The organism is Streptomyces sp. NPDC002133, assembly GCF_040296405.1.
GTDB lineage: Bacteria > Actinomycetota > Actinomycetes > Streptomycetales > Streptomycetaceae > Streptomyces.
The window spans coordinates 91,852-115,546 of record NZ_JBEOXF010000019.1 but is presented as its reverse complement, the minus strand read 5'-3'; the positions used below and the strand labels follow the sequence as shown (position 1 = coordinate 115,546).

Annotated in this window: 24 protein-coding genes and 1 pseudogene; 16 read left to right on the top strand and 9 right to left on the bottom strand. The window is 72.0% G+C overall.

Annotated elements, in window-relative coordinates:
• Positions 1 to 80: 80 nt before the first annotated feature.
• The gene (locus tag ABT078_RS20200; RefSeq protein WP_351229519.1) at positions 81 to 1,520 is read right to left on the bottom strand and encodes an NAD(P)H-quinone dehydrogenase; all 1,440 of its coding nucleotides are present in this window, start codon (positions 1,518 to 1,520) and stop codon (positions 81 to 83) included.
• Between the two features lie 196 nt (positions 1,521 to 1,716).
• On the opposite strand from ABT078_RS20200, the gene ABT078_RS20195 reads away from it, so the two are divergent.
• The 4 genes from ABT078_RS20195 to ABT078_RS20180 all read left to right on the top strand — a co-directional run bounded on the left by ABT078_RS20195 (position 1,717) and on the right by ABT078_RS20180 (position 6,577).
• Positions 1,717 to 2,154, top strand: a complete 438-nt coding sequence (locus tag ABT078_RS20195) for a gamma-glutamylcyclotransferase family protein (RefSeq protein ID WP_018889198.1) — start codon at positions 1,717 to 1,719, stop codon at positions 2,152 to 2,154.
• A 145-nt stretch (positions 2,155 to 2,299) separates the two neighbouring features.
• Complete coding sequence (locus ABT078_RS20190) at positions 2,300 to 3,112, top strand: purine-nucleoside phosphorylase (protein WP_351229516.1); 813 nt, start codon at positions 2,300 to 2,302, stop codon at positions 3,110 to 3,112.
• Between the two features lie 393 nt (positions 3,113 to 3,505).
• On the top strand, positions 3,506 to 5,155 hold the full coding sequence (locus ABT078_RS20185) for a phospho-sugar mutase (RefSeq protein ID WP_351229514.1): 1,650 nt from the start codon (positions 3,506 to 3,508) through the stop codon (positions 5,153 to 5,155).
• 225 nt (positions 5,156 to 5,380) lie between these two features.
• Complete coding sequence (locus ABT078_RS20180; RefSeq protein ID WP_351229512.1) at positions 5,381 to 6,577, top strand: putative hexosyltransferase; 1,197 nt, start codon at positions 5,381 to 5,383, stop codon at positions 6,575 to 6,577.
• A gap of 15 nt (positions 6,578 to 6,592) precedes the next feature.
• On the opposite strand, the gene ABT078_RS20175 is transcribed toward ABT078_RS20180, so the two are convergent.
• The 3 genes and pseudogenes from ABT078_RS20175 to ABT078_RS42725 form a co-directional block, all read right to left on the bottom strand.
• Positions 6,593 to 6,925 (bottom strand): sensor histidine kinase, encoded by a 333-nt coding sequence (locus ABT078_RS20175; protein ID WP_351229559.1) that lies wholly within the window; start codon positions 6,923 to 6,925, stop codon positions 6,593 to 6,595.
• Positions 6,922 to 7,557, bottom strand: a complete 636-nt coding sequence (locus tag ABT078_RS20170) for a PH domain-containing protein (protein WP_351229511.1) — start codon at positions 7,555 to 7,557, stop codon at positions 6,922 to 6,924. The genes ABT078_RS20175 and ABT078_RS20170 overlap by 4 nt, the downstream gene beginning before the upstream one ends.
• A 15-nt stretch (positions 7,558 to 7,572) precedes the next feature.
• Positions 7,573 to 7,954 (bottom strand): annotated as a pseudogene (locus ABT078_RS42725) (sortase domain-containing protein); the annotation flags it as partial.
• A gap of 160 nt (positions 7,955 to 8,114) precedes the next feature.
• On the opposite strand from ABT078_RS42725, the gene deoC reads away from it, so the two are divergent.
• The 3 genes from deoC to ABT078_RS20150 are packed head-to-tail and all read left to right on the top strand — an operon-like array spanning position 8,115 to position 11,461.
• Positions 8,115 to 9,062 carry a deoxyribose-phosphate aldolase gene (gene deoC / locus ABT078_RS20160; protein WP_351229507.1) on the top strand — a complete coding sequence of 316 codons (948 nt, stop codon included), beginning with the start codon at positions 8,115 to 8,117 and terminating at the stop codon, positions 9,060 to 9,062.
• Between the two features lie 6 nt (positions 9,063 to 9,068).
• Positions 9,069 to 10,544 (top strand): aldehyde dehydrogenase family protein, encoded by a 1,476-nt coding sequence (locus tag ABT078_RS20155; protein WP_351229505.1) that lies wholly within the window; start codon positions 9,069 to 9,071, stop codon positions 10,542 to 10,544.
• Positions 10,541 to 11,461, top strand: a complete 921-nt coding sequence (locus tag ABT078_RS20150; RefSeq protein WP_351229503.1) for an aldehyde dehydrogenase family protein — start codon at positions 10,541 to 10,543, stop codon at positions 11,459 to 11,461. The genes ABT078_RS20155 and ABT078_RS20150 overlap by 4 nt, the downstream gene beginning before the upstream one ends.
• Positions 11,462 to 11,583: 122 nt before the next feature.
• On the opposite strand, the gene ABT078_RS20145 is transcribed toward ABT078_RS20150, so the two are convergent.
• Positions 11,584 to 11,907, bottom strand: a complete 324-nt coding sequence (locus ABT078_RS20145) for a hypothetical protein (protein WP_351229501.1) — start codon at positions 11,905 to 11,907, stop codon at positions 11,584 to 11,586.
• Positions 11,908 to 11,964: 57 nt separating this feature from the next.
• Here ABT078_RS20145 and ABT078_RS20140 point away from each other — a divergent pair, with 57 nt between their 5' ends.
• Positions 11,965 to 12,669: a uridine kinase family protein gene (locus tag ABT078_RS20140; protein ID WP_351229499.1), complete on the top strand. Its 705-nt coding sequence runs from the start codon at positions 11,965 to 11,967 to the stop codon at positions 12,667 to 12,669.
• 255 nt (positions 12,670 to 12,924) lie between these two features.
• Here the strand turns inward: ABT078_RS20140 and ABT078_RS20135 are convergent, their stop codons facing one another.
• Positions 12,925 to 13,707, bottom strand: a complete 783-nt coding sequence (locus ABT078_RS20135) for a SigE family RNA polymerase sigma factor (RefSeq protein WP_351229497.1) — start codon at positions 13,705 to 13,707, stop codon at positions 12,925 to 12,927.
• Positions 13,708 to 13,889: 182 nt separating this feature from the next.
• On the opposite strand from ABT078_RS20135, the gene afsQ1 reads away from it, so the two are divergent.
• The 5 genes from afsQ1 (at position 13,890) to ABT078_RS20110 (ending at position 17,835) form a co-directional block, all read left to right on the top strand.
• Positions 13,890 to 14,567: a two-component system response regulator AfsQ1 gene (gene afsQ1 / locus ABT078_RS20130; protein WP_351229557.1), complete on the top strand. Its 678-nt coding sequence runs from the start codon at positions 13,890 to 13,892 to the stop codon at positions 14,565 to 14,567.
• A gap of 118 nt (positions 14,568 to 14,685) precedes the next feature.
• Positions 14,686 to 16,245, top strand: a complete 1,560-nt coding sequence (locus ABT078_RS20125) for an ATP-binding protein (protein WP_351229495.1) — start codon at positions 14,686 to 14,688, stop codon at positions 16,243 to 16,245.
• On the top strand, positions 16,242 to 16,895 hold the full coding sequence (locus ABT078_RS20120; RefSeq protein ID WP_351229493.1) for a hypothetical protein: 654 nt from the start codon (positions 16,242 to 16,244) through the stop codon (positions 16,893 to 16,895). The genes ABT078_RS20125 and ABT078_RS20120 overlap by 4 nt, the downstream gene beginning before the upstream one ends.
• Before the next feature lie 53 nt (positions 16,896 to 16,948).
• A complete protein-coding gene (locus tag ABT078_RS20115; RefSeq protein ID WP_351229491.1) occupies positions 16,949 to 17,515 on the top strand; it encodes a VanZ family protein in 567 nt (188 codons plus the stop codon).
• Between the two features lie 89 nt (positions 17,516 to 17,604).
• Positions 17,605 to 17,835, top strand: coding sequence for a PspC domain-containing protein (locus ABT078_RS20110; RefSeq protein ID WP_351229489.1), 231 nt, complete (start codon positions 17,605 to 17,607; stop codon positions 17,833 to 17,835).
• Positions 17,836 to 17,902: 67 nt separating this feature from the next.
• On the opposite strand, the gene ABT078_RS20105 is transcribed toward ABT078_RS20110, so the two are convergent.
• Positions 17,903 to 18,184, bottom strand: a complete 282-nt coding sequence (locus tag ABT078_RS20105) for a hypothetical protein (RefSeq protein ID WP_351229487.1) — start codon at positions 18,182 to 18,184, stop codon at positions 17,903 to 17,905.
• 133 nt (positions 18,185 to 18,317) lie between these two features.
• A complete protein-coding gene (locus ABT078_RS20100; protein WP_351229485.1) occupies positions 18,318 to 19,505 on the bottom strand; it encodes an adenosine deaminase in 1,188 nt (395 codons plus the stop codon).
• A 294-nt stretch (positions 19,506 to 19,799) separates the two neighbouring features.
• On the opposite strand from ABT078_RS20100, the gene ABT078_RS20095 reads away from it, so the two are divergent.
• Positions 19,800 to 20,480, top strand: a complete 681-nt coding sequence (locus ABT078_RS20095; RefSeq protein ID WP_502981260.1) for an alpha/beta hydrolase — start codon at positions 19,800 to 19,802, stop codon at positions 20,478 to 20,480.
• An 80-nt stretch (positions 20,481 to 20,560) separates the two neighbouring features.
• Here ABT078_RS20095 and ABT078_RS20090 read toward each other — a convergent pair whose 3' ends face one another.
• On the bottom strand, positions 20,561 to 21,514 hold the full coding sequence (locus tag ABT078_RS20090) for a LysR family transcriptional regulator (RefSeq protein ID WP_351229483.1): 954 nt from the start codon (positions 21,512 to 21,514) through the stop codon (positions 20,561 to 20,563).
• A 62-nt stretch (positions 21,515 to 21,576) separates the two neighbouring features.
• On the opposite strand from ABT078_RS20090, the gene ABT078_RS20085 reads away from it, so the two are divergent.
• Positions 21,577 to 22,857, top strand: coding sequence for an MFS transporter (locus ABT078_RS20085; protein WP_351229481.1), 1,281 nt, complete (start codon positions 21,577 to 21,579; stop codon positions 22,855 to 22,857).
• A 168-nt stretch (positions 22,858 to 23,025) separates the two neighbouring features.
• Positions 23,026 to 23,673: a L,D-transpeptidase family protein gene (locus ABT078_RS20080; RefSeq protein WP_351229553.1), complete on the top strand. Its 648-nt coding sequence runs from the start codon at positions 23,026 to 23,028 to the stop codon at positions 23,671 to 23,673.
• Positions 23,674 to 23,695: the final 22 nt, after the last annotated feature.

Sequence of the window (23,695 nt, the reverse complement as noted above, 5' to 3'; positions counted from 1 at the left end):
GCACACCGCGGAACGAAATGTGATAAGGCGACGCCGAACTGCCTCGCGAGATCGTCCCGCTTGGCCGCGATTGGCCCGGCTTACACCACGCTCGTCGTCTTCCGCGTGTGCAACTGGCGTGCCACCTCTGCGATCGAGCCCGACAGCGAGGGGTACACGGTGAAAGCGTTTGCGATCTGTTCGACCGTCAGATTGTTGTCGACCGCGATCGAGATGGGGTGGATCAGTTCCGACGCACGCGGGGACACGACCACACCACCGACCACGATTCCGGTGCCCGGGCGGCAGAAGATCTTGACGAAGCCGTCCCGGATGCCCTGCATCTTCGCCCGCGGGTTGCGCAGCAGCGGCAGCTTGACGACACGGGCGTCGATGACGCCGCCGTCGACGTCCGCCTGCGTGTAGCCGACCGTCGCGATCTCGGGGTCGGTGAAGACGTTCGAGGAGACCGTCTTGAGGTTCAGCGGGGCCACCGCGTCGCCCAGGAAGTGGTACATCGCGATCCGGCCCTGCATCGCGGCGACCGAGGCCAGCGCGAAGATCCCGGTGACGTCACCCGCGGCGTACACGCCCGGCGCGGACGTGCGGGAGACCTTGTCGGTCCAGATGTGGCCGGCCTCGGTGAGGCGGACGCCGGCCTCCTCCAGGCCCATCCCCGCGGAGTTGGGGATCGCGCCGACAGCCATGAGGCAGTGCGTGCCGGAGATGACACGGCCGTCGGCCAGGGTCACCTCGACGCGGTCGCCGACACGCTTGGCGGACTGGGCGCGGGAGCGGGCCATGACGTTCATGCCGCGCCGCCGGAACACGTCCTCCAGGACGGCCGCGGCGTCCGGGTCCTCGCCCGGGAGCACGCGGTCGCGCGAGGAGACCAGAGTGACCCGCGAGCCCAGTGCCTGGTACGCACCGGCGAACTCGGCGCCCGTGACACCGGAGCCGACCACGATGAGCTCTTCGGGGAGCTCGGTCAGGTCGTACACCTGGGTCCAGTTGAGGATGCGCTCCCCGTCGGGCTGCGCGTCCGGGATCTCGCGCGGGTGACCGCCGGTCGCGAGCAGCACGGCGTCGGCGGTGAGGCGCTCCTCGCTGCCGTCCGCCGCGGTGACGACCACCTGGCGGGAGCCGTCCATGGCCTGCTGTCCGTCGAGCCGGCCCCGGCCGCGCATGACGCGGGCGCCCGCACGCGTGACGGATGCGGTGATGTCGTGGGACTGGGCGAGCGCGAGCCGCTTCACCCGTCGGTTGACCTTGCCGAGGTCCACGCCGACGATCCGGGAAGCCTGCTCGATGTGCGGGGTGTCGTCCGCGACGATGATGCCGAGCTCCTCGTGCGAGGAGTCGAAGTTCGTCATCACCTCGGCGGTGGCGATCAGGGTCTTCGAGGGTACGCAGTCGGTGAGGACGGACGCGCCGCCGAGGCCGTCGCAGTCGACGACGGTCACCTCCGCGCCGAGCTGGGCGCCCACCAGGGCCGCCTCGTATCCGCCGGGTCCGCCACCGATGATCACGATCCGGGTCACTGGGGTTACGCCTCGCGCTCTCGCTCTGCCGGGTGGTCGGTCGAACCCATTGTCCCGCACGCCTCAAGGTGCTTCGCGCCGGGGCCCGGAGCCGGTCCGCGCCGGGCGTGGTGCCGCGGCGGGGCGCCATGCGGGGTGAGCGGGACAGGTCGGCGGGACAGGCGGTCTCCGCTCCCCCTCCCGTACCCTCGATCCCATGTCGCTCTACGCCGCGTACGCCGGCAACCTCGACGCGCGGCTGATGACCCGCCGCGCCCCGCACTCCCCGCTGCGCGGCACGGGCTGGCTCAACGGCTGGCGGCTGACGTTCGGCGGGGAGCAGATGGGCTGGGAAGGTGCGCTGGCCACGATCGTGGAGGCGCCGCGCTCCCAGGTCTTCGTCGCGCTGTACGACATCGCACCGCTGGACGAGGACTCCATGGACCGCTGGGAGGGTGTCGGCCTCGACATCTACCGGCGGATGCGGGTGCGCGTGCACACGTTGGACGGCGAGGAGCCCGCCTGGGTGTACGTGCTGAACGGATACGAGGGCGGGCTGCCGTCCGCGCGCTATCTGGGCGAGATCGCCGACGCGGCCGAGTCGGCGGGCGCGCCGCACGACTACGTGATGGAGCTGCGCAAGCGTCCGTGCTGATGCCGCGGCGCCCGGCCGTGGGCGTTTCCGCGGCTTCTTGTTCGGCTGCCTGCCCGGACTCTTGTGCATAACCACGAGGAAAGCGCTGCAGAGTCGTGAGCATCGTCATCTACGCGCGTAGGGATTCACGGGCTACCCTTTTCCCGTGAACGTTTCTGTTACCCACCCGGACCCCCACGCCGCCGCCACCGACGCCGCCGCACGCCTGCGCGAGCTCACGGGCGCCGAGACCCACGACGTCGCCCTGGTGATGGGCTCCGGCTGGGCGCCGGCCGTCGACGCCCTCGGCGCGCCCGAGGCCGAGTTCCCGGCCACCGACCTGCCCGGCTTCCCGCCGCCCGCCGTCGAGGGCCACGGCGGCAAGATCCGCTCGTACAAGATCGGAGAGAAGCGCGCACTGGTCTTCCTCGGCCGCACGCACTACTACGAGGGCCGTGGCGTCGCCGCCGTCGCCCACGGTGTGCGCACCGCCGTCGCCGCCGGCTGCAAGACCGTCGTCCTCACGAACGGCTGCGGCGGTCTGCGCGAGGGCATGCGTCCCGGGCAGCCCGTGCTGATCAGCGACCACATCAACCTCACGGCCACGTCGCCGATCGTCGGCGCGAACTTCGTGGACCTGACCGACCTGTACTCGCCGCGGCTGCGCGCGCTGTGCAAGGAGGTGGACGCGTCGCTGGAGGAGGGCGTGTACGTCCAGTTCCCCGGCCCGCACTACGAGACCCCGGCCGAGATCAACATGGTCCGCGTGATGGGCGGCGACCTCGTAGGCATGTCGACGGTCCTGGAGGCGATCGCAGCGCGCGAGGCGGGTGCGGAGGTGCTGGGGATCTCCCTGGTCACCAACCTCGCGGCGGGCCTCTCGGGCGAGCCCCTCAACCACGAGGAGGTCCTCCAGGCGGGCCGCGACTCGGCTGCGCGCATGGGCGACCTGCTGACCCAGGTCCTGGCGCGTATCTGATCCCCCGGGGGCCGACGCCGAAGGACCCCCGCGGCCGCCCGCCGGGGCGGGGTGCGGGGTGACCCGGTGCCGGGTCGGCGTCCGGGATGTCCGTCCTCCAGGCGCGGGACGGGCTGGGTGTGGGATCGGCCCGTGCCGTGCGGTTGCCGTCGGGGGCCGGGCCCCCGGTGGCTGAGCCGGGTGGGCGGGTGCCTCATGGTTCGTGGGGGGTCGTTCCGCGCCCGTGATTCGTGGGAAGTCGTTCCGCAGGCGGACGGGCGGGCACAAACCACCCACCTGGCGGCAGACGGAGACGCACCCCGACTCGGGGTGACCGGGCGACACGTGCCCGGAGCGGGTAGGCGTACCCGCAGACACACGCATACGCACACAACGACATCAGAGAGGCACACCGTGGCGCAGGACCTGATCGCGCAGGCCCAGGCTTGGCTGGCCGAGGACCCCGACGCGGAGACCCGGGACGAGCTGGGCAAGCTCATCGAGGCCCAGGACACCGACGAGCTCGCCGCCCGATTCGCCGGGACGCTGCAGTTCGGGACCGCCGGGCTCCGCGGTGAGCTGGGGGCGGGCCCGATGCGGATGAACCGCGTCGTGGTCATCCGCGCCGCCGCGGGACTCGCCGCCCACCTCAAGGCCCAGGGCCACACCGGCGGGCTCGTGGTCATCGGCTACGACGCCCGCTACAAGTCCGCCGACTTCGCCCGCGACACCGCCGCCGTCATGGTCGGCGCCGGCCTGCGCGCCGCCCTGCTGCCGCGCCCGCTGCCGACGCCCGTGCTCGCGTACGCCATCAGGCACCTGGGCGCCGTCGCGGGCGTCGAGGTGACCGCCAGCCACAACCCGCCCCGGGACAACGGCTACAAGGTCTACCTCGGCGACGGTTCCCAGATCGTGCCCCCTGCGGACGGCGAGATCGCGGCCCGCATCGACGCGGTGGGCAGCCTGCACGACGTGCCGCTGCCGGAGGCCGGCTGGGAGACCCTCGGGGACGAGGTCCTGGAGGCGTATCTGGCCCGCACGGACGCCGTGCTGAACCCCCACTCCCCCCGTACCGCCCGCGTCGTCCACACGGCCCTGCACGGCGTCGGCAAGGACGTGCTGCTGGCGGCCTGGGCGCGGGCCGGGTTCCCCGCGCCGGTGCTCGTCGAGGAGCAGGCCGAGCCGGACCCCGCGTTCCCGACCGTCGCCTTCCCCAACCCGGAGGAGCCGGGCGCGATGGACCTCGCCTTCGCGAAGGCGCGCGAGGCCCGGCCGGACGTCGTCATCGCCAACGACCCGGACGCCGACCGCTGCGCCGTGGCCGTCCCCGACGACAGTGCGGACGGAGGCTGGCGGATGCTCCGCGGCGACGAGGTCGGCGCACTGCTCGCCGCGCACCTCGTCCACAAGGGTGCGCGCGGCGCGTTCGCCGAGTCGATCGTGTCGTCGTCGCTGCTGGGGCGCATCGCCGAGGCGGCCGGGCTCCGTCACGAGGAGACCCTGACCGGATTCAAGTGGATCTCGCGCGTCGAGGGCCTGCGGTACGGCTACGAGGAGGCGCTCGGCTACTGCGTCGACCCCGACGGCGTACGCGACAAGGACGGCATCACCGCCGCGCTGCTCGTCGCCGAGCTGGTGTCGGAGCTCAAGGAGCAGGACCGTACGCTCTCCGACCTGCTCGACGACCTGGCCGTCGAGCACGGGCTGCACGCCACCGACCAGCTGTCGGTGCGCGTGGAGGACCTGGGCGTCATCGCGAACGCGATGCGGGAGCTGCGCGAGCAGCCGCCCGTGCTGCTGGCCGGCCTGCAGGTCGTCGAGGCGGAGGACCTGACGAAGGGCAGCGAGAAGCTGCCGCCGACGGACGGCCTGCGGTACTACCTGGAGGGCGAGTTCAAGGCCCGCGTCATCGTCCGCCCGAGCGGCACCGAGCCCAAGCTGAAGTGCTACCTGGAGGTCGTGGTCCCGGTCGCCGACGCCAGGGGACTGGCGAGCGCCCGGGCGCGGGCGGCGGAGGTGCTGGACGCGATCAAGCGCGACCTGGCGGCCGCGGCCGGTATCTGACGCCCGGCTCCCCGGCAGCCCGCTCGGCGTTCTCCGGGAACGGACGCCCCGGCCCGCCGGTCGGTGCCGGGGCGCCCGCCACAGGTGCGCCGACCGGGCAGGTCCGGCGCCGAACCCCGAACGGGTGAATCCCGTACGGCAGTCGACGCAGCACCCCGTGCCCTCACGCGGCCCACGGGCGAAGGTGACCCCGGTACCGCCCGCCGAGTCACCGGAGCTGCCGCAGTGCCCCCGATCGCGACACACCGCCCGACCGTCCCCGCCTCCCGTCGGCCACCGGCCCCGGGGGGCGGCGGCGTACCAGGTGGTGAGGGCCGGTTGGTCCGGGCGCTGGAGCGGGCGGCGCCCGCGCTGCTCGGGTATCTCGTGGTGCGGCTGTTCGGGCTGCTGGTGCTTGCGCGGTGGGCGCACATCCAGGAGCGCGGCATCTGGCCGACGCTCGCCACGACATGGGACTCCAACTGGTATCTCGGCATCGCCGACCACGGGTACCAGCGGGAGCTCGGCACCGCGCTGGACTCGAACAACCTGGCCTTCTTCCCGCTCTACCCGGCCCTGGTGAAGGCCGTCGCGGCGGTGACGCCCGGCACCAGGGCCTCCGTCGCGCTCGTGATCGCGGCCGTGGCGTCGCTGGTCGCGGCGTGGGGGATCTTCGCGGTCGGAGACCGGCTCCACGGGCAGCGCGCCGGGACGGTGCTGGCGGTGCTGTGGGGCGCGTACCCCGTCGCGGTCGTCCAGTGGATGGGCTACACCGAGTCGCTCTTCACGGCGCTCACCGCATGGTCGCTGTACGCGACGCTCAACGACCGGTGGACGTTGGCCGGTTCACTCGCCGTACTGGCAGGGCTGACCCGGCCCACGGGGATCGCCCTCGCCGCGGCCGTGACCGTCGCGGGCCTCCTGGCGTACGTACGCACGCGCGACCGGCGGGCGCTCGCGGGGGCGCTGCTCGCGCCGCTGGGGTGGTGCGGCTACGTCGCCTGGGTCGGGCAGCGCGTCGGGCGCTGGGACGGCTACTTCGCCGTACAGAAACTGTGGCGCAACCAGTGGGACGGCGGGCGGTCGACGCTGGTCCAACTGCGCCAGCACCTCGCCTACGACGCGAGCCCGATGCTCTTCCTGGTGCTGGTGTCGGTCGTCCTGGTGGGGTCGGTGGGGCTGTATCTGCTCTGCCTGACGGACCGCCAGCCGCTGGTGCTGCTCGTCTTCACGGGGGTGCTGCTGGTGATCGTCCTCGGCAGCGGCGGCGTCTACTTCCCGCGCGCCCGCTTCCTCCTGCCCGCCTTCCCGCTGCTCCTGCCGATCGCGGTGGCCGTGGCGCGGGCCCGGCGTCCGGTCGCGTTGGTGGTGCTGGGCGGGGCGGCGCTGTCGTCGGCGTGGCTCGGTGCGTATGCGCTGCTCGTGTGGACGGGGCCGCCGTGAGGGACCGTGGCAGCCTCAGACCAGGACCGGCACCGAGAACCTCATCCGCAGACCCTGCTCCAGCGGCTCGGCGGCGACACTGCCGCCGTACGTCTCGGCGACCTGGCGCACGATGGCGAGGCCGAGCCCCGAGCCGGGCAGCGAGCGCGCCACCGGTGAGCGGTGGAAACGGTCGAAGACGTACGGCAGGTCCGCCGCCGGGATGCCGGGCCCCTGGTCGCTGATCGTCACGGCGCCGCAGGACATCGCGCGGACCCGTACGTGGCCGTCGTCGGGGCACCGCTTGACCGCGTTGTCGACGAGCCCCCGCGCCCCCTCCCTGCCGGCCTTCCTCGCGTACCGGCTCAGCCGGTGGCCAGCAGCACCACGAGGGCGACCGCACCCGCGGCCGCGGGGCCGATGACCTCATAGGCCCAGCGCACCTGCGGCTCGCCCTGCGCACCCGGGCGGGCGGCGCTGCGCTCGGCCAGCTCCCGCAGGTCCGCGACCGTCTGGTCGGCCGGAGCCAGGCGGGACGTGCTGTCGGTGACGTCCGCGGTCACGGACGTCCGGCCGTGGGGGTCGTCGTGGGCGGCCATCGCCTGGCGGCGGGCGGCCCGCTTGCGCTGCCGCAGCGACACCGGCACGGCCCACAGCTGGTACTTGACGCCCTTCTGCGTGAAGACCTCGCTGGAGTAGCCGGCGCGCACATCCGCGACCGCCGCCCAGGGAACCGTGATCGTGCGGAACGGGTTCCTGATCCGCAACCGGTCGTCATTCACGTACACCGCGGGCCGCAGCGTGAACGCGACGATCAACGGCACCACGAAGAGCAGCCCCGCGAGCCCCAGCCACGGCATGCGGCCCTCGCCGCGCACCAGCGCGTCCACGCCGATCCAGCAGACCAGCGCCAGCATCAGCGCACCGGCGGCCATGGCGGGCCTCGACCGGAAGACGCGGTCGGCGTAGGTCGGCTCGGGGTCGGGGGCGCGGCTCGTCATGCTCCTGATTCTGCCTCACGCGTCACAGCGGACGAGTTCGGCGTACACGATGACGGTCTCGGGCCGGTGGCCCTCGGTGAGCTCCCCGCCGCAGGTGGTGAGCCGCAGCTCGGGACGGGCGGTGTCGCCATGGACCTTCCGCGTCGGAAGGCCTTCTTGCTCACCTGTTCCAGCTCCCGGACACGGAAGGCGGCGGTGCTGCCGTCGGCGCGTGCGACGCTGGTCTCGCGCCCACGCGGACCTCGGCGACGTCCTTCAGCACGGCCGGGCCCTTCACCGTGTCGAAGTGGCCGATCAGGACTGCCGGTCCGGTCTCGCCGGGCGTGACGCCGAGGTTGTACCAGCCGATCCGGTCCGCGTCCGCCACGGACGGCACCTCGGCACTGCCGTCGGCGGCAGGGACGAAATCGGTGATGACGTGTGAGGGGTTCGTCCGGTCCATGCCACAGGGGTGTGAAAGGCGTCACGTGTACACGTGTCCACCTGCGAATTCTCGCCTGGATCGGCCTCGGGGGTGTACAGGCCGCTACGCGCGTAGATATGCTCCCCTGGTGACCATGCCCACCATTGCACCTGCATTCGCTGACGTGACCTCGTCCGACAGCGCACTGCGCCGCTTCCTGCACGGGCTCCCCGGTGTCGACCCCGTCGGCCTGGAAGCGCGCGCTGCGTCTCTCGGCACCCGTTCGATCAAGACGACGGCCAAGGCGTACGCCATCGACCTGGCCATCTCGATGATCGACCTGACGACGCTGGAAGGCGCGGACACCCCGGGCAAGGTCCGGGCGCTCGCGGCGAAGGCCGTCCATCCCGATCCGACCGACCGTACGGCCCCGAAGACGGCCGCCGTCTGCGTCTACCCCGACATGGTGGCCACCGCCAAGGCCGCCCTGCAGGGAGCGGACGTCAAGGTCGCCTCCGTCGCCACCGCCTTCCCGGCCGGCCGCGCCGCGCTCGACGTGAAACTCGCGGACACCCGTGACGCCGTCGCCGCCGGGGCCGACGAGATCGACATGGTGATCGACCGCGGCGCCTTCCTCGCGGGCAACTACATGAAGGTCTTCGAGGAGATCCGGGCCGTGAAGGAGGCCTCGGGCGCCGCTCGCCTGAAGGTCATCTTCGAGACCGGCGAGCTGTCCACGTACGACAACATCCGCCGCGCCTCCTGGCTCGGCATGATGGCCGGGGCCGACTTCATCAAGACGTCGACCGGAAAGGTCGCGGTCAACGCGACCCCGGCGAACACCCTGCTCATGCTCGAGGCCGTCCGCGACTTCCGGGCGCAGACTGGAGTGCAGGTGGGCGTGAAGCCCGCCGGCGGCATCCGCACCAGCAAGGACGCGATCAAGTTCCTCGTGCTGGTCAACGAGACCGCGGGCGAGGACTGGCTGGACAACCACTGGTTCCGCTTCGGCGCGTCCAGCCTGCTCAACGACCTGCTGATGCAGCGCCAGAAGCTGGCCACCGGCCGCTACTCCGGCCCCGACTACGTGACGGTGGACTGAGACCCCATGACCATGGACAAGCAGACATCCGTATTCGAGTACGCACCGGCTCCCGAGTCCCGGTCCGTCGTCGACATCGCGCCGTCGTACGGCCTGTTCATCGACGGCGAGTTCACCGACGCCGCCGACGGCAGGGTCTTCAAGACGGTCTCCCCGTCCACCGAGGAGGTCCTCTCCGAGGTCGCCCAGGCGGGTGCCGAGGACGTCGACCGCGCCGTGAGGGCCGCGCGCAAGGCGTTCGAGAAGTGGTCCGCGCTGCCGGGCTCGGAGCGCGCCAAGTACCTCTTCCGTATCGCCCGGATCATCCAGGAGCGCAGCCGTGAGCTGGCCGTCCTGGAGACCCTGGACAACGGAAAGCCGATCAAGGAGACCCGTGACGCGGACCTCCCGCTGGTCGCGGCGCACTTCTTCTACTACGCGGGCTGGGCCGACAAGCTCGACCACGCCGGATACGGCCCGAACCCGCGTCCGCTGGGCGTCGCCGGCCAGGTCATTCCGTGGAACTTCCCGCTGCTGATGCTCGCGTGGAAGATCGCCCCGGCGCTCGCCACCGGCAACACGGTGGTTCTGAAGCCCGCCGAGACCACCCCGCTGTCCGCCCTGTTCTTCGCGGACATCTGCCGTCAGGCCGGGCTGCCGAGGGGTGTCGTCAACATCCTTCCCGGTTACGGAGACACAGGCGCCGCGCTCGTCGGGCACCCGGACGTCGACAAGGTCGCCTTCACCGGTTCGACGGCGGTCGGCAAGGCCATCGCCCGCTCCGTGGCCGGTACGGACAAGAAGGTCACCCTGGAGCTGGGCGGCAAGGGCGCCAACATCGTCTTCGACGACGCCCCCATCGACCAGGCCGTCGAGGGCATCGTCGGCGGCATCTTCTTCAACCAGGGCCAGGTCTGCTGCGCGGGCTCGCGTCTGCTCGTGCAGGAGTCGATCCAGGACGAGCTGCTCGACTCGCTGAAGCGGCGCCTCGCGACCCTGCGCCTCGGTGACCCGCTGGACAAGAACACCGACATCGGCGCGATCAACTCGGCCGAGCAGCTGGCCCGGATCACGGCCCTCACCGAGACCGGCGAGGCCGAGGGCGCCGAGCGCTGGACCGCGCCGTGCGAACTGCCGTCGTCCGGCTACTGGTTCGCGCCGACGCTCTTCACGAACGTCACGCAGGCGCACACCGTGGCCCGCGACGAGATCTTCGGCCCGGTGCTGTCGGTGCTGACGTTCCGTACGCCGGACGAGGCCGTCGCCAAGGCCAACAACAGCCAGTACGGCCTGTCGGCGGGCATCTGGACGGAGAAGGGCTCCCGCATCCTCGCGGTGGCGAACAAGCTCCGCGCGGGTGTGGTGTGGGCCAACACCTTCAACAAGTTCGACCCGACCTCGCCCTTCGGCGGCTACAAGGAATCGGGCTTCGGCCGCGAGGGCGGCCGCCACGGTCTGGAGGCCTACCTCGCCCCGTCGACCCCGGAGGGGGAGCGCAAGTGAGTCCCGTTGAGCAGACGCGTCTGTCCGTCTTCAAGACCTACAAGCTGTACGTCGGGGGCAAGTTCCCCCGGAGCGAGAGCGGCCGGGTGTACGAGGTGACCACAGCGACATCAGCCGCCGGCGCGGCGGGCAAGGGCAAGTGGCTGGCCAACGTGCCGCTGTCCTCGCGCAAGGACGCCCGTGACGCGGTCGTCGCGGCGCGCAAGGCGTTCGGCGCATGGTCGGGCGCGACCGCGTACAACCGGGGCCAGATCCTCTACCGCATCGCCGAGATGCTGGAGGGCCGCAGGGACCAGTTCGTGCGCGAGGTCGCCGACGCCGAGGGCCTGTCGAAGTCCAAGGCCGGCGCGGTCGTGGACGCCGCGATCGACCGCTGGGTCTGGTACGCGGGCTGGACGGACAAGATCGGCCAGATCGTGGGCGGGGCGAACCCGGTCGCGGGCCCGTTCTTCAACCTGTCGACGCCCGAGCCGACCGGTGTGGTCACGGTCCTGGCGCCGCAGAGGTCGTCGTTCCTGGGCCTGGTGTCGGTGATCGCCCCGGCGATCGCGACCGGCAACACGGTCGTCGTGATCGCCTCGGAGCAGGCACCGCTGCCGGCGCTCTCGCTGGGCGAGGTGCTGGCGACGTCCGACCTGCCCGGCGGCGTGGTCAACGTCCTCTCCGGCCGCACGGCCGAGATCGCGGCCCCGCTCGCCGCCCACCAGGACGTCAACGCGATCGACCTGACCGGCGCGGACGAGCAGCTGGCCACGGAGCTGGAGGTCGCCGCCGCCGACAACCTCAAGAGGGTGCTGCGTCCGCGCGACGAGGACTGGTCCGCCGACCCGGGCACGCAGCGCATGACCGCGTTCCTGGAGACGAAGACGGTGTGGCACCCGACGGGTTCGCTGGGCGCGTCCGGCTCGGCGTACTGACGTCCGGCGAGACCGCCGTACAACGCGCGAGACCGCCGCACAGTGACACTGCCGTGCAGCGACGAGGGGCCCGCAGGATGCTTCCTGCGGGCCCCTCGCCTCCGCCGGGGCCGACGGGTCCGTCAGCCGGGCAGCAGGCCGCCCAGCAGCGGGCCTGCGACCGGGAGGTCCGGCGCACTGGCCAGGTCGCCGGTGAGGGTCCGGCTGTTGACCCCCTCGAAGCCTGCACCCTGGGTGGCGACGCCGTTGTCGAGCGGGTCCACGCCGGTGTTCGCGAGCGGGTTCAGCGGGAGGTGCTCGGCGGTCGCCGCGGTGGTCCGCAGCGCCGCCCCCGGGTCGAGGTCGCCCGCCTGACCCGCCTGCGCCACGCCGGCACCGGCGCCGAGCGCCGCACCGAGCGCGGTGACGGTGAGACCGGCCGATCTGAGCAATGTGGGACGTGCCATGAGAATCCTGCCTCGACGAGAAGTGACAGCTGGAGCACGCAGCGTAGTTCCGGTGTGATGCTCGATACCAACGGGACCTCCGAGGGGTCCCCCACACGGCTGAATGCCCCAGACTGGTGTCCCGTGAATTCCCAACCCCTTCCGACGCGCGTCGTCCTGCTCACCGGGCCCTCGGGTTCCGGCAAGTCGTCCCTCGCCGCCCGCTCCGGCCTCCCGGTGCTGCGCCTCGACGACTTCTACAAGGAAGCGGACGACCCCACGCTCCCGCTGATCGCGGGCGGCACGGACATCGACTGGGACTCCCCGGCCTCCTGGGACGCGAACGCGGCGGTCGAGGCGGTCGTGGAGCTGTGCCGCAGGGGACGTACGACCGTTCCCGTCTACGACATCGCCACCAGCTCCCGGACCGGGGCCGAGACCCTCGCCATCGAGCGCACCCCGCTCTTCGTCGCCGAGGGCATCTTCGCGGCGGAGATCGTCGACCGCTGCCGGCAGGCGGGGGTACTCGCCGACGCGCTGTGCCTGCGCGGGCGTCCTTCCACGACGTTCCGCCGACGCCTGCTGCGCGACCTGCGCGAGGGCCGCAAGTCCGTGGCGTTCCTGCTCCGCCGCGGCTGGCGCCTCATGCGCCTGGAACGCGGCATCGTCGCCCGCCAGGCCGCGCTCGGCGCCCACCCCTGCGGCAAGGAGGAGGCCCTCGGCCGCCTCGCCGCCGCGGCGGCGGGCCGCTGCCGCCGTACGCCTGCGGCAAGCGAGGCGTAGCCGCTACGAATACGGCGTGAGCCGGTGCCGCAGCGCGGCGTGGGGCCTGTCCAGGTGCCTCGTGCCGGGTCAGCGGCCCGCGTGTCCGTCCTCAAACGCCGGACGGGCTGGGTGGTGGGGGTGACCCGGCACGAATGGGTTGCCGTCGGGGGCCGCTTCGGGGTCACCGCACAACGACCCCGGGGCCGGCCAGGACCTCTCGGTCCTGACCGGCCCCGGGGTCCCCCGTGTCCCCCCGTGTCCCCCCGTAATCCCTCAGGCCACCAGCTCGCCGAAGGACTCTTCCTCGTCACGGCCGAAGCTGAGGACCTCGTCCTCGCGCAGCCGGCGGAGCGACCGCCAGATGCTCGACTTCACCGTGCCGACACTGATGTCGAGGATGTCCGCGATCTCGGGATCCGTGCGGCCCTCGTAGTAGCGGAGCACCAGCATCGTGCGCTGCAGTTCGGGCAGCCGCGCCAGCGCCTGCCACAGCACCGCCCGCAGCTCCGTGCCGCGCATCGCGTCCGTCTCGCCCACCGTCTCCGGGAGCTCCTCGGTCGGGTACTCGTTCAGCTTGCGGCGGCGCCACGCGCTGATGTGCAGGTTGGTCATGGTCCGGCGCAGATAGCCGCCGACCGCGGCCTTGTCGCTGATGCGGTCCCACGCCCGGTACGTCGAGAAGAGCGCGCTCTGCAGCAGGTCCTCGGCCTCGAACCGGTCGCCGGTCAGGTGGTACGCGGTCGCGTACAGGGAGGCGCGGCGCTCCTGCACGTAGGCGGTGAACTCCGCCTCCGACACTCCCCTTGCCTCCGGCAGCAGCGACCCCATCCGCTCCCCCTCGGCCTCCCCCCCGTACGCGGCCCCCCCGTGGCCCCCCTCGTGCGTGGTGTCGACAACCGTCATGTACGTCGTGGCCGGCGTCGGCGCCTTGTGCTGGCGCCCGGCGCCGCGAACGCACCCCCGCCCGTTCACGGCGCCGGACTTCTCGGTGCTCCGCACGACGTCGTGCAGACGCGTGACAACTGCGCTTGACGTGGTGCTGTGCAGTTCGTTCATCTCGCGCCCCCCGTCGGTTGGAGTCGGCTGCGGGTCGTCTTCCGGCCCTGTGCGAAAAAGATTGCCCGGGCACCTTCACGCCGGTGTCCGCCGACTGTCACAGGGCTGTCACAGGGCCACGTCGTGGCGGGAGGCGTCCCAACTGTCGAACTCCGGCTCCCCCATGAGTCAGAATGACCTCCGTGCCTTTCCTGTTGCTGATCGAGGACGACGACGCCATCCGCACGGCCCTCGAACTCTCGCTGTCACGCCAGGGCCACCGTGTGGCCACCGCGGCGACGGGAGAGGACGGCCTGAAACTGCTGCGTGAGCAGCGGCCGGATCTGATCGTGCTGGACGTGATGCTGCCCGGCATCGACGGTTTCGAGGTGTGCCGGCGGATCAGGCGCACGGACCAGCTGCCGATCATCCTGCTGACCGCGCGCAGCGACGACATCGACGTCGTGGTCGGACTGGAGTCCGGAGCCGACGACTATGTGGTCAAACCCGTGCAGGGCCGTGTCCTGGACGCACGTATCCGGGCCGTACTGCGGCGCGGTGAGCGCGAGTCGACGGACTCGGCGACCTTCGGCTCGCTGGTGATCGACCGTTCCGCGATGACGGTCACCAAGAACGGCGAGGATCTGCAGCTCACGCCGACCGAGCTGCGGCTTCTGCTGGAGCTGAGCCGCCGTCCGGGCCAGGCGCTGTCCCGTCAGCAGCTGCTGCGGCTGGTGTGGGAGCACGACTACCTGGGGGACTCCCGCCTGGTGGACGCGTGTGTGCAGCGGCTGCGCGCGAAGGTGGAGGACGTGCCGTCCTCGCCGACCCTGATCCGTACGGTCCGTGGCGTGGGCTACCGACTGGACGCCCCTCAGTGAGCGACGCATGCGCGGCCGCCGGGCCGCAGCCGTCCACGACGGCCGCACTACTGCGTCGCGCGGGCGGAGACGGGCGCCCCGCCCGGGCGTCAGCTCCGGGTGAGAACGGGACGGCGCGGTGACGCAGGCCGAGAAAAAGGGTTCCGCGAAGAGAGGCATACTCGCGGGATTCGGGTGGACCAGCCTGCGGCTGCGGCTCGTCGTCGTGTTCGGCATGGTCGCGTTGACGGCCGCGGTGTCCGCCTCGGGGATCGCGTACTGGCTCAACCGCGAGGCGGTACTGACGCGTACGCAGGACGCGGCGCTGGGCGACTTCCGGCAGGAGATGCAGAACCGGGCCGCGACGCTGCCCGCGCGTCCCACGCAGAGCGAGCTGCAGACGACCGCCGAGCAGATGGCGAGCGGCAACGCCGGTTACAGCGTCGTGCTGCTGGGCGAGCGCGAGGCGGGCAAGCCGATCGTCGGGGCGTCCGACCCCGACGTGTTCACGCTCGACGACGTGCCGAAGTCGCTACGGGACGCGGTCAACGAGCGGCAGCCGGTGACGGCCGGGAACGCGTACCCGTACCACCTCTTCTGGCTGCGGACGGAGCAGGGCAGCACGCCCTATCTGGTGGGCGGTACGAGGATCACCGGCGGCGGGCCGACGGGCTACATGTTCAAGTCGCTGGACCAGGAGCGGGCGGATCTGAACTCGCTGGCCTGGTCGCTGGGCATCGCCACGGCGCTGGCGCTGGTCGGCTCCGCGCTGATCGCCCAGGCCGCGGCGGCGACCGTGCTCCGGCCGGTGCGGCGCCTCGGCGAGGCGGCGCGGCAGCTCGGCGAGGGCAAGCTCGACACCCGGCTGAACGTCTCCGGTACGGACGAACTGGCGGAGCTGTCGCGGACGTTCAACCGCGCGGCGGAGTCGCTGGAGAAGAAGGTCGCGGACATGAGCGCGCGGGAGGAGTCGAGCCGCCGCTTCGTCGCCGACATGTCGCACGAGCTGCGCACACCACTGACCGCGCTGACCGCCGTGACCGAGGTCCTGGAGGACGAGCAGGAGAGCCTCGATCCGATGATCGCGCCCGCGGTCGCGCTGGTCGTGAGCGAGACACGGCGCCTCAACGACCTGGTGGAGAACCTGATGGAGGTCACCCGCTTCGACGCGGGCACGGCCCGGCTCGTCCTCGACGACGTCGACGTCGCCGACCAGGTCACCGCCTGCATCGACGCACGCGCCTGGCTGGACGCGGTCGAACTGAACGCGGAGCGCGGCATCGTGGCCCGCCTCGACCCGCGCCGCCTCGACGTCATCCTGGCCAACCTGATCGGCAACGCGCTGAAGCACGGCGGCTCCCCGGTGCGGGTGTCGGTGCGCACGGAGGCCGGCGGCAGGGAAGGGGACGAGCTGATCATCGAGGTACGGGACCACGGGCCCGGCATCCCCGAGGACGTACTGCCCCATGTCTTCGACCGCTTCTACAAGGCGAGCGCCTCACGCCCTCGCTCGGAGGGCAGCGGTCTGGGCCTGTCGATCGCGATGGAGAACGCCCTGATCCACGGCGGCAGCATCACCGCGGCCAACACCACGGACGGCGACGGCGGCGCGGTCTTCGTGCTCCGCCTCCCGCGCGACGCCTCGGACATCACGCCCGCGGACGAGAACGACGGGCACGAGGCAGGTGACGCACGGTGACACCGTCGACCACCGTCAGCACCGCCCGTGCCCGGCTGCGGCGCGGTGCCGCCGCGCTCGCCGGCGCTCTCGTCGTGGCCGCCGCGGCCACCGGCTGCGGTATCCGTACCACCTCCGTCCCCGTCGACGCAGGCCCCGCCCCGTCGCGCGTGCCGTGCTCGCTGACCGGCAAGGAGACGCGCACGCCCGCCGCGCCGGGTGCCGTGCCGGTGCGGGTGTATCTGGTGTGCGCGTCGGCACTGGAGCCCGTGGACCGTACGGCGACGGTCTCCGAGAAGGCCGCCGGCGACCGGATCGTCATCGCCAGGGCACTCCTCGACCAGTTGCAGGCGGACCCGTCCGCGGCCGAGCGCGAGGCCGGCTTCGCCACCGACGTACGAGGCCCGCTGACCGTGGCCCCGGCGCGCGACGGCGACCCCGAGGGCACGCTGCGGCTGACCCGGCAGCCGGAGGACCTGCCGCCCGTCGCGCTCGCGCAGATCGTGTGCACGCTCGCGGAGAGCGAGGCCGCGGCGGACTCCGGCACGGTGGTCCTGGGCGGGCCCGGGGAGTACGCGCCGCGCGGATACCGGTGCACGGACGCGGCCAAGGAGCGCCCCGAGACGGTTCTCCCGACGGTCGGCCCGCTGCCTGCCGCGAGTGGTTCCTGACGTTCGCGTCACTCGGCGGAACCGATCCCGCCGGTCGTGTCGTCTTGTGGGTCGTGCAGCGTCAAGGTTCGGGCGGCAGTGCCGCCATCCGCTTCCGCGTGGCGGGGGTCGTCCTCCTCCTCGCCCATCTGGCACTCGTGGGATGGCTGACGCTTCGCCCTCTCGACGTGATGTGGGTGACGGCGGCGAATCTTGAGCCGCTCGCGGGCATCAAGGCGGATCTCGCCCTGGGCCCGGTGCAGGCGGCCCGCCGGATAGGTGAGGGGTTGCTGCTGCTCGCCCCGCTCGGTGTGCTGCTGCCGATGGCGGGCGGCCGGCTCGTCGTCTCCCCTCTGGCCTCGCTGGCCCGTACGGTCGCCTCGGGCGCGCTGCTGTCGCTGGGCATCGAGCTGCTGCAGACAGGGGTGCCGGGGCAGGTCGTCGACGTGGACTCGCTGCTGCTGAACACGGCGGGCGTGGCGCTGGCCCATCTCGCGGTCGTCCCCGCGGGCCGCGCACGGCTGCGCCGCAGGCGCCGCAGGCAGTCCGAGGGCCCGAGGAAGCAGCGGGGACCCCTGCTTCGGGAGGACACCTCTCAGGGGCCGACCCCGACGATTCCCAGGGTCGGGATCGCCCCGTAGAGCGACGCTTCGTCCCTGTTCGCGGCGGGAGCATGGAGTCATCGGGAGCCCGGTGAGTGGCTCCCAGTCGAGGACTCGAGGAGCCCACCATGGCCGCACTTGCCCGCCCCCGTGACTGGGGGCACCTCCCACGCCGCAGGCGTGGGGAGAGCATGATCGGCGGAGTGTGCGCAGCGCTGGCACGGCGCTTCGGCACCTCCGCGACCACGATGCGCGTGATCTTCGTGGTCTCGTGCCTGCTGCCCGGCCCGCAGCTCCTGCTCTACCTGGCGCTGTGGCTGCTGCTGCCGTCCGAGAAGAGCGCGTCGACCGCCCGGTGACGGCGCCTCGACAGCGCGCAGGGGCGCACACCCGCACCGGGTGTGCGCCCCTCTCGTCGTCCGCGGGTCAGCGCAGCGGCAGACCGCCGAGGAGACCGGTGGCCGCCTGGGCGGGCCCGAGGAGACCGGTGGCCTGCTCGGCGGGCCCCGGCGGCAGCGCGTTCGTGCCGGCACCTTCGAGGGCCTGCTGGACGGCGGAGGCGACCGCCGGGTTCTGGAGGAGGGAGACGGCGTTGAGCGGGGTGCCGACCTCGGGGAGCTGCGGGGCGGCGGAGGCCGTACCGGCGGCGGCAGCGGCGAAGGCGGCACCGAGCGCGGCGACACCGAGGGTCTTGGCAGCGTGCTTCATCAGCGACTTTTCCTTGGGGAGGGGGAATGTGAGCGGCTTTGCAAGCTAGCCAGCGCGAACTCCGCCCCGCAAACGGCCGTGCCGACGAAAAGGGCCGGGAGTTGACGCTCCCGGCCCCTTGCCGCTTCCGCGCTCAGCTCTCGCCGGGGGAAGACTCGCTGGTCGTGACGGTCTGACGGAACAGCCATTCGGATTTCAGCTCCGCGTAGCCGGGCTTGATCACGTCATTGATCATCGCAAGGCGTTCATCGAAAGGAATGAACGAGGACTTCATCGCATTGACGGTGAACCACTGCATGTCGTCGAGCGTGTACCCGAAGGTCTCGGCCAGATGCTCGAACTCACGGCTCATGCTGGTGTTGCTCATCAGCCGGTTGTCCGTGTTGACGGTGGCCCGGAAGTGCAGCCGCCGCAGCAGACCGATGGGGTGCTCCTCGTACGAAGCGGCCGCGCCCGTCTGCAGATTGGACGTCGGGCACAGCTCCAGCGGGATGCGCTTGTCGCGCACGTACGCGGCGAGACGGCCGAGCTTCACCGTACCGTCGGCGGCGACCTCGATGTCGTCGATGATGCGGACGCCGTGGCCGAGGCGGTCGGCACCGCACCATTGGAGGGCCTGCCAGATCGACGGCAGTCCGAAGCCCTCACCGGCGTGGATGGTGAAGTGGTTGTTCTCGCGCTTGAGGTATTCGAAGGCGTCGAGGTGGCGGGTGGGCGGGTAGCCCGCCTCGGCGCCCGCGATGTCGAAGCCGACGACGCCCGAGTCCCGGTAGCGGTTGGCGAGTTCGGCGATCTCCAGGGCGCGGGCGGCGTGCCGCATGGCGGTGAGCAGGGCGCCGACGCGGATGCGGTGCCCGTTCGCGCGGGCGCGGCGTTCACCCTCGCGGAAGCCCTCGTTGACGGCCTCGACGACCTCTTCGAGGGTCAGGCCGGCTTCCAGGTGCTGCTCGGGGGCGTAGCGCACCTCGGCGTAGACGACACCGTCCTCGGCGAGGTCCTCCGCGCACTCGAGGGCGACGCGCGTCAGCGCCTCACGGGTCTGCATGACGGCGCAGGTGTGCGCGAACGTCTCCAGGTATCGCTCCAACGAGCCGGAGTCGGCGGCTTCGTGGAACCAGATGCCCAGCTTGTCGGGCTCGGTCTCGGGGAGGGACTCGTAGCCCGACTCGCGGGCGAGATCGATGATCGTGCCGGGGCGCAGCCCGCCGTCGAGGTGGTCGTGGAGCAGCACCTTGGGGGCGCGGCGGATCTGGTCCGCGGTGGGCCTCTCAGGTCCGGGGGCGGTTCCCCGGGATGACACATGGGTGGTCTGCCTCGTCATCTCCGCACTCTAATCCCTACGCGCGTAGAGGGCGGCTGTACGAACCACCCGTCGATACATAACAGTGACCGTGCGGAAGGGTGGAGTACACCGCACTTCTGAGACTGTTCTGTCATGGCACACCACGCACTGCCCCGGCGGTGGGGGCGTCCGGCCGAGGAGGCCGGAGCGGCACAGGCCCGTCTCGAAGCGAACGTGACGCGAGGAGGCGGTTCAGTGGTACGGCCGAGCCTGGGCCGGCCGGTCCGGGGGACGGTGGCCGGCCCGACGCCCGCGGACGGGGCCGTGAGCGGGGTGGTGCTGCTGCTCCCGGACGGTGCACCGGAGTCGGCACGCGGGCCTTCGGCCCTGTCGCACGCGGCCGCGCTGCCTCTGGCGCGCTCACTGGCGCGGGCCGGGCGCGCCGACGGACTCGTCGCCCACGTCGTGCGCTACCGCGGGCGCGGCTGGAACGGACCCGACGCACGGCTCGCGGCGGACGCCGCATGGGCGGCGGACGAGGCGATACGGCGGTACGGGGACGTCCCCGTGTGCCTCGCCGGGCACGGCATGGGCGGCCGCGCCGCGCTGCACGCCGCCGGGCACGGCGCCGTCAACTCCGTGCTCGCTCTGGCCCCTTGGCTGCCCGCGGAGGACGTGGCGGCGCAACCCGAACCGGTGAAACAGCTCACCGGCCGCCAGGTCCTCATCGTCCACGGCACGAACGACGCGCGTACGGATCCGGAGCTGTCGTACCGGCTGGCCGAGCGCGCGAAGAAGTCCAACCGGGACACCTGCCGCTTCGAGGTGCACTCGGACGGCCACGCGCTGCGTCAGTACCAGGCGGAAGTCCTGGCCCTGGCCGCCGACTTCGTCCTCGGCGCGCTCTTGTCGCGCGGGTACGCCCGCCCGGTCGCGGACGCGCTGGCGGCGCCGCCGCCGCTGGGGCTGCGGATGCCGCTCGCGGCGGGCTTCGGGCGCTCGCTGCGGCACTGACACCTCGACGCCGGCCGAGACCACGACGCCGGACCACGGCCCCACGCCGCGACGCCGACGCCGTCCGCTTTCCCGCCGGATCAGTCCGGCAGCAGATTCCCGCGCCGCGACAGCAGGAACTTCTTGAAGGCCGCCACCGGTGGCGTGTCCGGATGCCCGTCGAGCCAGGCGACGCCGACCTCGCGCACCGCGCGCGGGGCCGTCACCGTCAGCTCGACGACCCCGGGGCGCGGCACCGCGGGCGGCGGAAGCAGGGCCACGCCGAGGCCCGCCGCCACGAGGCCGCGCAGGGTCTCGGCCTCCTCGCCCTCGAAGGCGACGCGCGGGACGAAGCCCGCCTCGGCGCACAGGGCGTCGGTGATGCGGCGAAGACCGTAGCCGGGTTCCAGGGTCACGAAGGTCTCGTCCGCGGCCTCGGCCAGGCGGACGCGCCTGCGCGTGGCGAGAGGGTGGTCGTCGGGGACGACGAGGCGCAGGCGCTGCTCGTCGAGGCGGCGGGCGACCAGGTCGGGCGCGTCCGGGATCGGCGAGGTCAGGCACAGGTCCAGCTCTCCCGCGCGAAGGCGCTCGATCATCGCCTCACCGTAGTTCTGGACGAGCGTGAAGCGCACCCGGGGGTGGTCGACGCGGAAGGCGCGGATGAGCTCGGGCACGGTTTCGGAACCCATGGTGTGCAGGAAGCCGAAGGCGACCTTGCCACCGGAGGGGTCGGCGTCGGCCCGTACGGACTCCGCGGCCCGTTCGACCTCGGCGAGGGCCCGCTCCACGGACGTGAGGAAAGTGCGGCCCGCCGCGGTCAGCGACACCGTCCGCCCCTTGCGCGTGAACAGCGCGACCCCCAGATCCTGTTCGAGCCGGACCATCGCCCGTGACAGCGTCGACTGCGGCACGGCCAGCTCCTGCGCGGCCCGGGTCACATGCTCGTGCCTGGCGACCCCGGCGAAGTACGCGAGCCGCGGCGCGAGCAGCAGCCGCATGTCTTCTTCGTAACTGCTCGGTGACAGGTGAGCCCCTGAGCTGTAGTCATGCGCCATGGGAACGATTAAAGCCGTTCCATGCATTGGACGCATCAGAAGGACGTGCCTACCTTCGAGGCATGCCTTCCGCCAGTACCGGGGCGCCCACCACCATGGGTGCCCTCACCTCGCCGTCCCGTCAGCTCGCCCCCGGCCTGCCCGGCTACCGCCGTATGAGCTTCGCGCTCTTCGCCGCGGGCGTCGCGACGTTCGCCCTCCTCTACTCCACGCAGGCCCTGCTGCCCGCCGTCTCCGCCGGCTTCGGCGTCACCGCGAGCGCGGCCAGCTGGACGGTCTCCGCGGCCACCGGCGCACTCGCCCTGTGCGTGCTGCCGCTGAGCGCGCTCTCCGAGCGCTTCGGGCGGGTGCGGCTGATGACGGTGTCGCTGGTGGTCGCGACCGCGATCGGACTGCTGGTGCCGCTCGCGCCCGACCTCGAGTGGCTGGTCGTGCTCCGCGCGGTGCAGGGCGCGGCGCTGGCCGGTATCCCGGCCTCGGCGATGGCGTATCTCGCCGAGGAGGTGCGGCCGAGGGCACTCATCGCCGCGATCGGCCTGTTCGTCGCGGGCAACAGTATCGGCGGCATGAGCGGCCGGGTCGTCACCGGCTGGGTCGCCCAGCTGTGGGGCTGGCGGGCGGCGCTCGCCGCGGTGGGTCTGATGGCCGTGGTCTGCACGGTCGCGTTCCGGCTGCTGCTGCCGAAGGCACGACACTTCGTCCCCGGGTCGCTGAACCCGCGCGCGCTGGCGGAGACCGTCCGCGGCCACCTCTCGGACCCGCTGCTGACGCGGCTGTACGGGATCGGCGCGCTCTTCATGACCGTCTTCGGCGCGGTCTACACGGTGATCGGCTACCGCCTCGTCGACGCCCCCTTCAACCTCCCCCAGGGCGTGGTCGGTTCGGTCTTCCTCGTCTACCTGGTCGGTACGGTCTCCTCCGCTGCGGCCGGCAGGCTCGTCGGCCGCATGGGCCGCCGCGGAGCGCTGTATCTCGCGGTCGGCACGACGGCGACGGGACTGCTGCTCTCCCTCGCGGACTCCCTGACCGCGGTCCTGCTCGGCCTGGTCCTCATCACCGCGGGCTTCTTCGCGGGCCATGCGGTCGCCTCGTCCGAGGTGAGCCGTACCGCGAAGACCGGCCGCGCCCAGGCGTCGGCGCTCTACCAGTCGGCGTACTACCTGGGCAGCAGCGCGGGCGGCACGCTCGGCGCCATCGCCTTCCACTCCGGCGGCTGGGCGGGCACCGTCCTGCTGGGGCTGCTCGCGGTCCTCGGCGTCGTGTCGATCACCCTGTACGGCACGTACGCGGCCCGGGCGAAGATACGGCGGCCCGTCCTGAGGACGGCGGCCGCCCACCACTGAGGAAATCTCCGGAAATCCACGGCCACTTCCCTGCAACTCCGGCACCCCTGCAAGCGTCCAACGGTAGAGCAACCGCTCTGGCGCCCAGGGGAGTTGGTGACCGTGGAACGTGCAAGGAGCATCACGAGCATACGGAGACGGGGCGGCGTCGCCCTCGGTATCACGGGGATGGTGGTGCCGCTGACGCTGGCGCTCGGCGCCGCCCCGGCACAGGCCGCCTCGTGCAACATGAGCACCGGGCCTTACCAGAAGCAGGTCGAGAAGTTCCTCGGCCTCCGCGTCGACGGACGGCAGTCGGCGAGCGACTGCCAGGCGATCAAGGCGTTCCAGGCCAAGCACGGCATCACGCCGACGATGGGCTACGCCGGACCGATCACCTGGCGCACGATGAACACGATGCTGGCGCAGAAGGCGGCCGGCAGCACGCCCAACAAGGCCGGCAAGTGTCCGACCAACAAGGGCCGCATCGCCTGTGTGGACCTGACCCGGCAGCTGAGCTGGATCCAGGACGGCTCCCGGCTGAAGTACGGCCCGGTGCCCGTGCGGACCGGACGGGACGGGGCGGAGACCCGGACCGGCTCGAAGAGGATCTACTACCGCAGCCTCAACCACTGGTCGACGATCTACCGCGTGTGGATGCCGTACTCGCAGTTCTTCGACGGCGGGATCGCGTTCCACTCGGTCACCAAGTCGATGTACAACCCGCCGGGATCCGGCGGGTGCGTCAACATGCGGTCGGCGGACGCCAAGGCGTACTGGAACCTGCTGAAGAACGGGGACGACGTCTACGTGTACGGGCGCAAGCCCGGAACCTGACCCCCGTTTGTCAGTGCCCTCC

What these genes read in the sequence shown, in the direction of transcription:
- ABT078_RS20195 (WP_018889198.1), top strand. Translation starts at nt 1,717, where the DNA reads ATGTCGCTCTACGCCGCGTACGCCGGCAACCTCGACGCGCGGCTGATG.
- ABT078_RS20170 (WP_351229511.1), bottom strand. Translation starts at nt 7,557, where the DNA reads ATGACGAGCCGCGCCCCCGACCCCGAGCCGACCTACGCCGACCGCGTC.
- deoC (WP_351229507.1), top strand. Translation starts at nt 8,115, where the DNA reads ATGCCCACCATTGCACCTGCATTCGCTGACGTGACCTCGTCCGACAGC.
- ABT078_RS20155 (WP_351229505.1), top strand. Translation starts at nt 9,069, where the DNA reads ATGACCATGGACAAGCAGACATCCGTATTCGAGTACGCACCGGCTCCC.
- ABT078_RS20145 (WP_351229501.1), bottom strand. Translation starts at nt 11,907, where the DNA reads ATGGCACGTCCCACATTGCTCAGATCGGCCGGTCTCACCGTCACCGCG.
- ABT078_RS20140 (WP_351229499.1), top strand. Translation starts at nt 11,965, where the DNA reads ATGCTCGATACCAACGGGACCTCCGAGGGGTCCCCCACACGGCTGAAT.
- ABT078_RS20135 (WP_351229497.1), bottom strand. Translation starts at nt 13,707, where the DNA reads ATGAACGAACTGCACAGCACCACGTCAAGCGCAGTTGTCACGCGTCTG.
- ABT078_RS20110 (WP_351229489.1), top strand. Translation starts at nt 17,605, where the DNA reads ATGGCCGCACTTGCCCGCCCCCGTGACTGGGGGCACCTCCCACGCCGC.
- ABT078_RS20105 (WP_351229487.1), bottom strand. Translation starts at nt 18,184, where the DNA reads ATGAAGCACGCTGCCAAGACCCTCGGTGTCGCCGCGCTCGGTGCCGCC.
- ABT078_RS20100 (WP_351229485.1), bottom strand. Translation starts at nt 19,505, where the DNA reads ATGACGAGGCAGACCACCCATGTGTCATCCCGGGGAACCGCCCCCGGA.
- ABT078_RS20090 (WP_351229483.1), bottom strand. Translation starts at nt 21,514, where the DNA reads ATGGCGCATGACTACAGCTCAGGGGCTCACCTGTCACCGAGCAGTTAC.
- ABT078_RS20085 (WP_351229481.1), top strand. Translation starts at nt 21,577, where the DNA reads ATGCCTTCCGCCAGTACCGGGGCGCCCACCACCATGGGTGCCCTCACC.
- ABT078_RS20080 (WP_351229553.1), top strand. Translation starts at nt 23,026, where the DNA reads ATGGTGGTGCCGCTGACGCTGGCGCTCGGCGCCGCCCCGGCACAGGCC.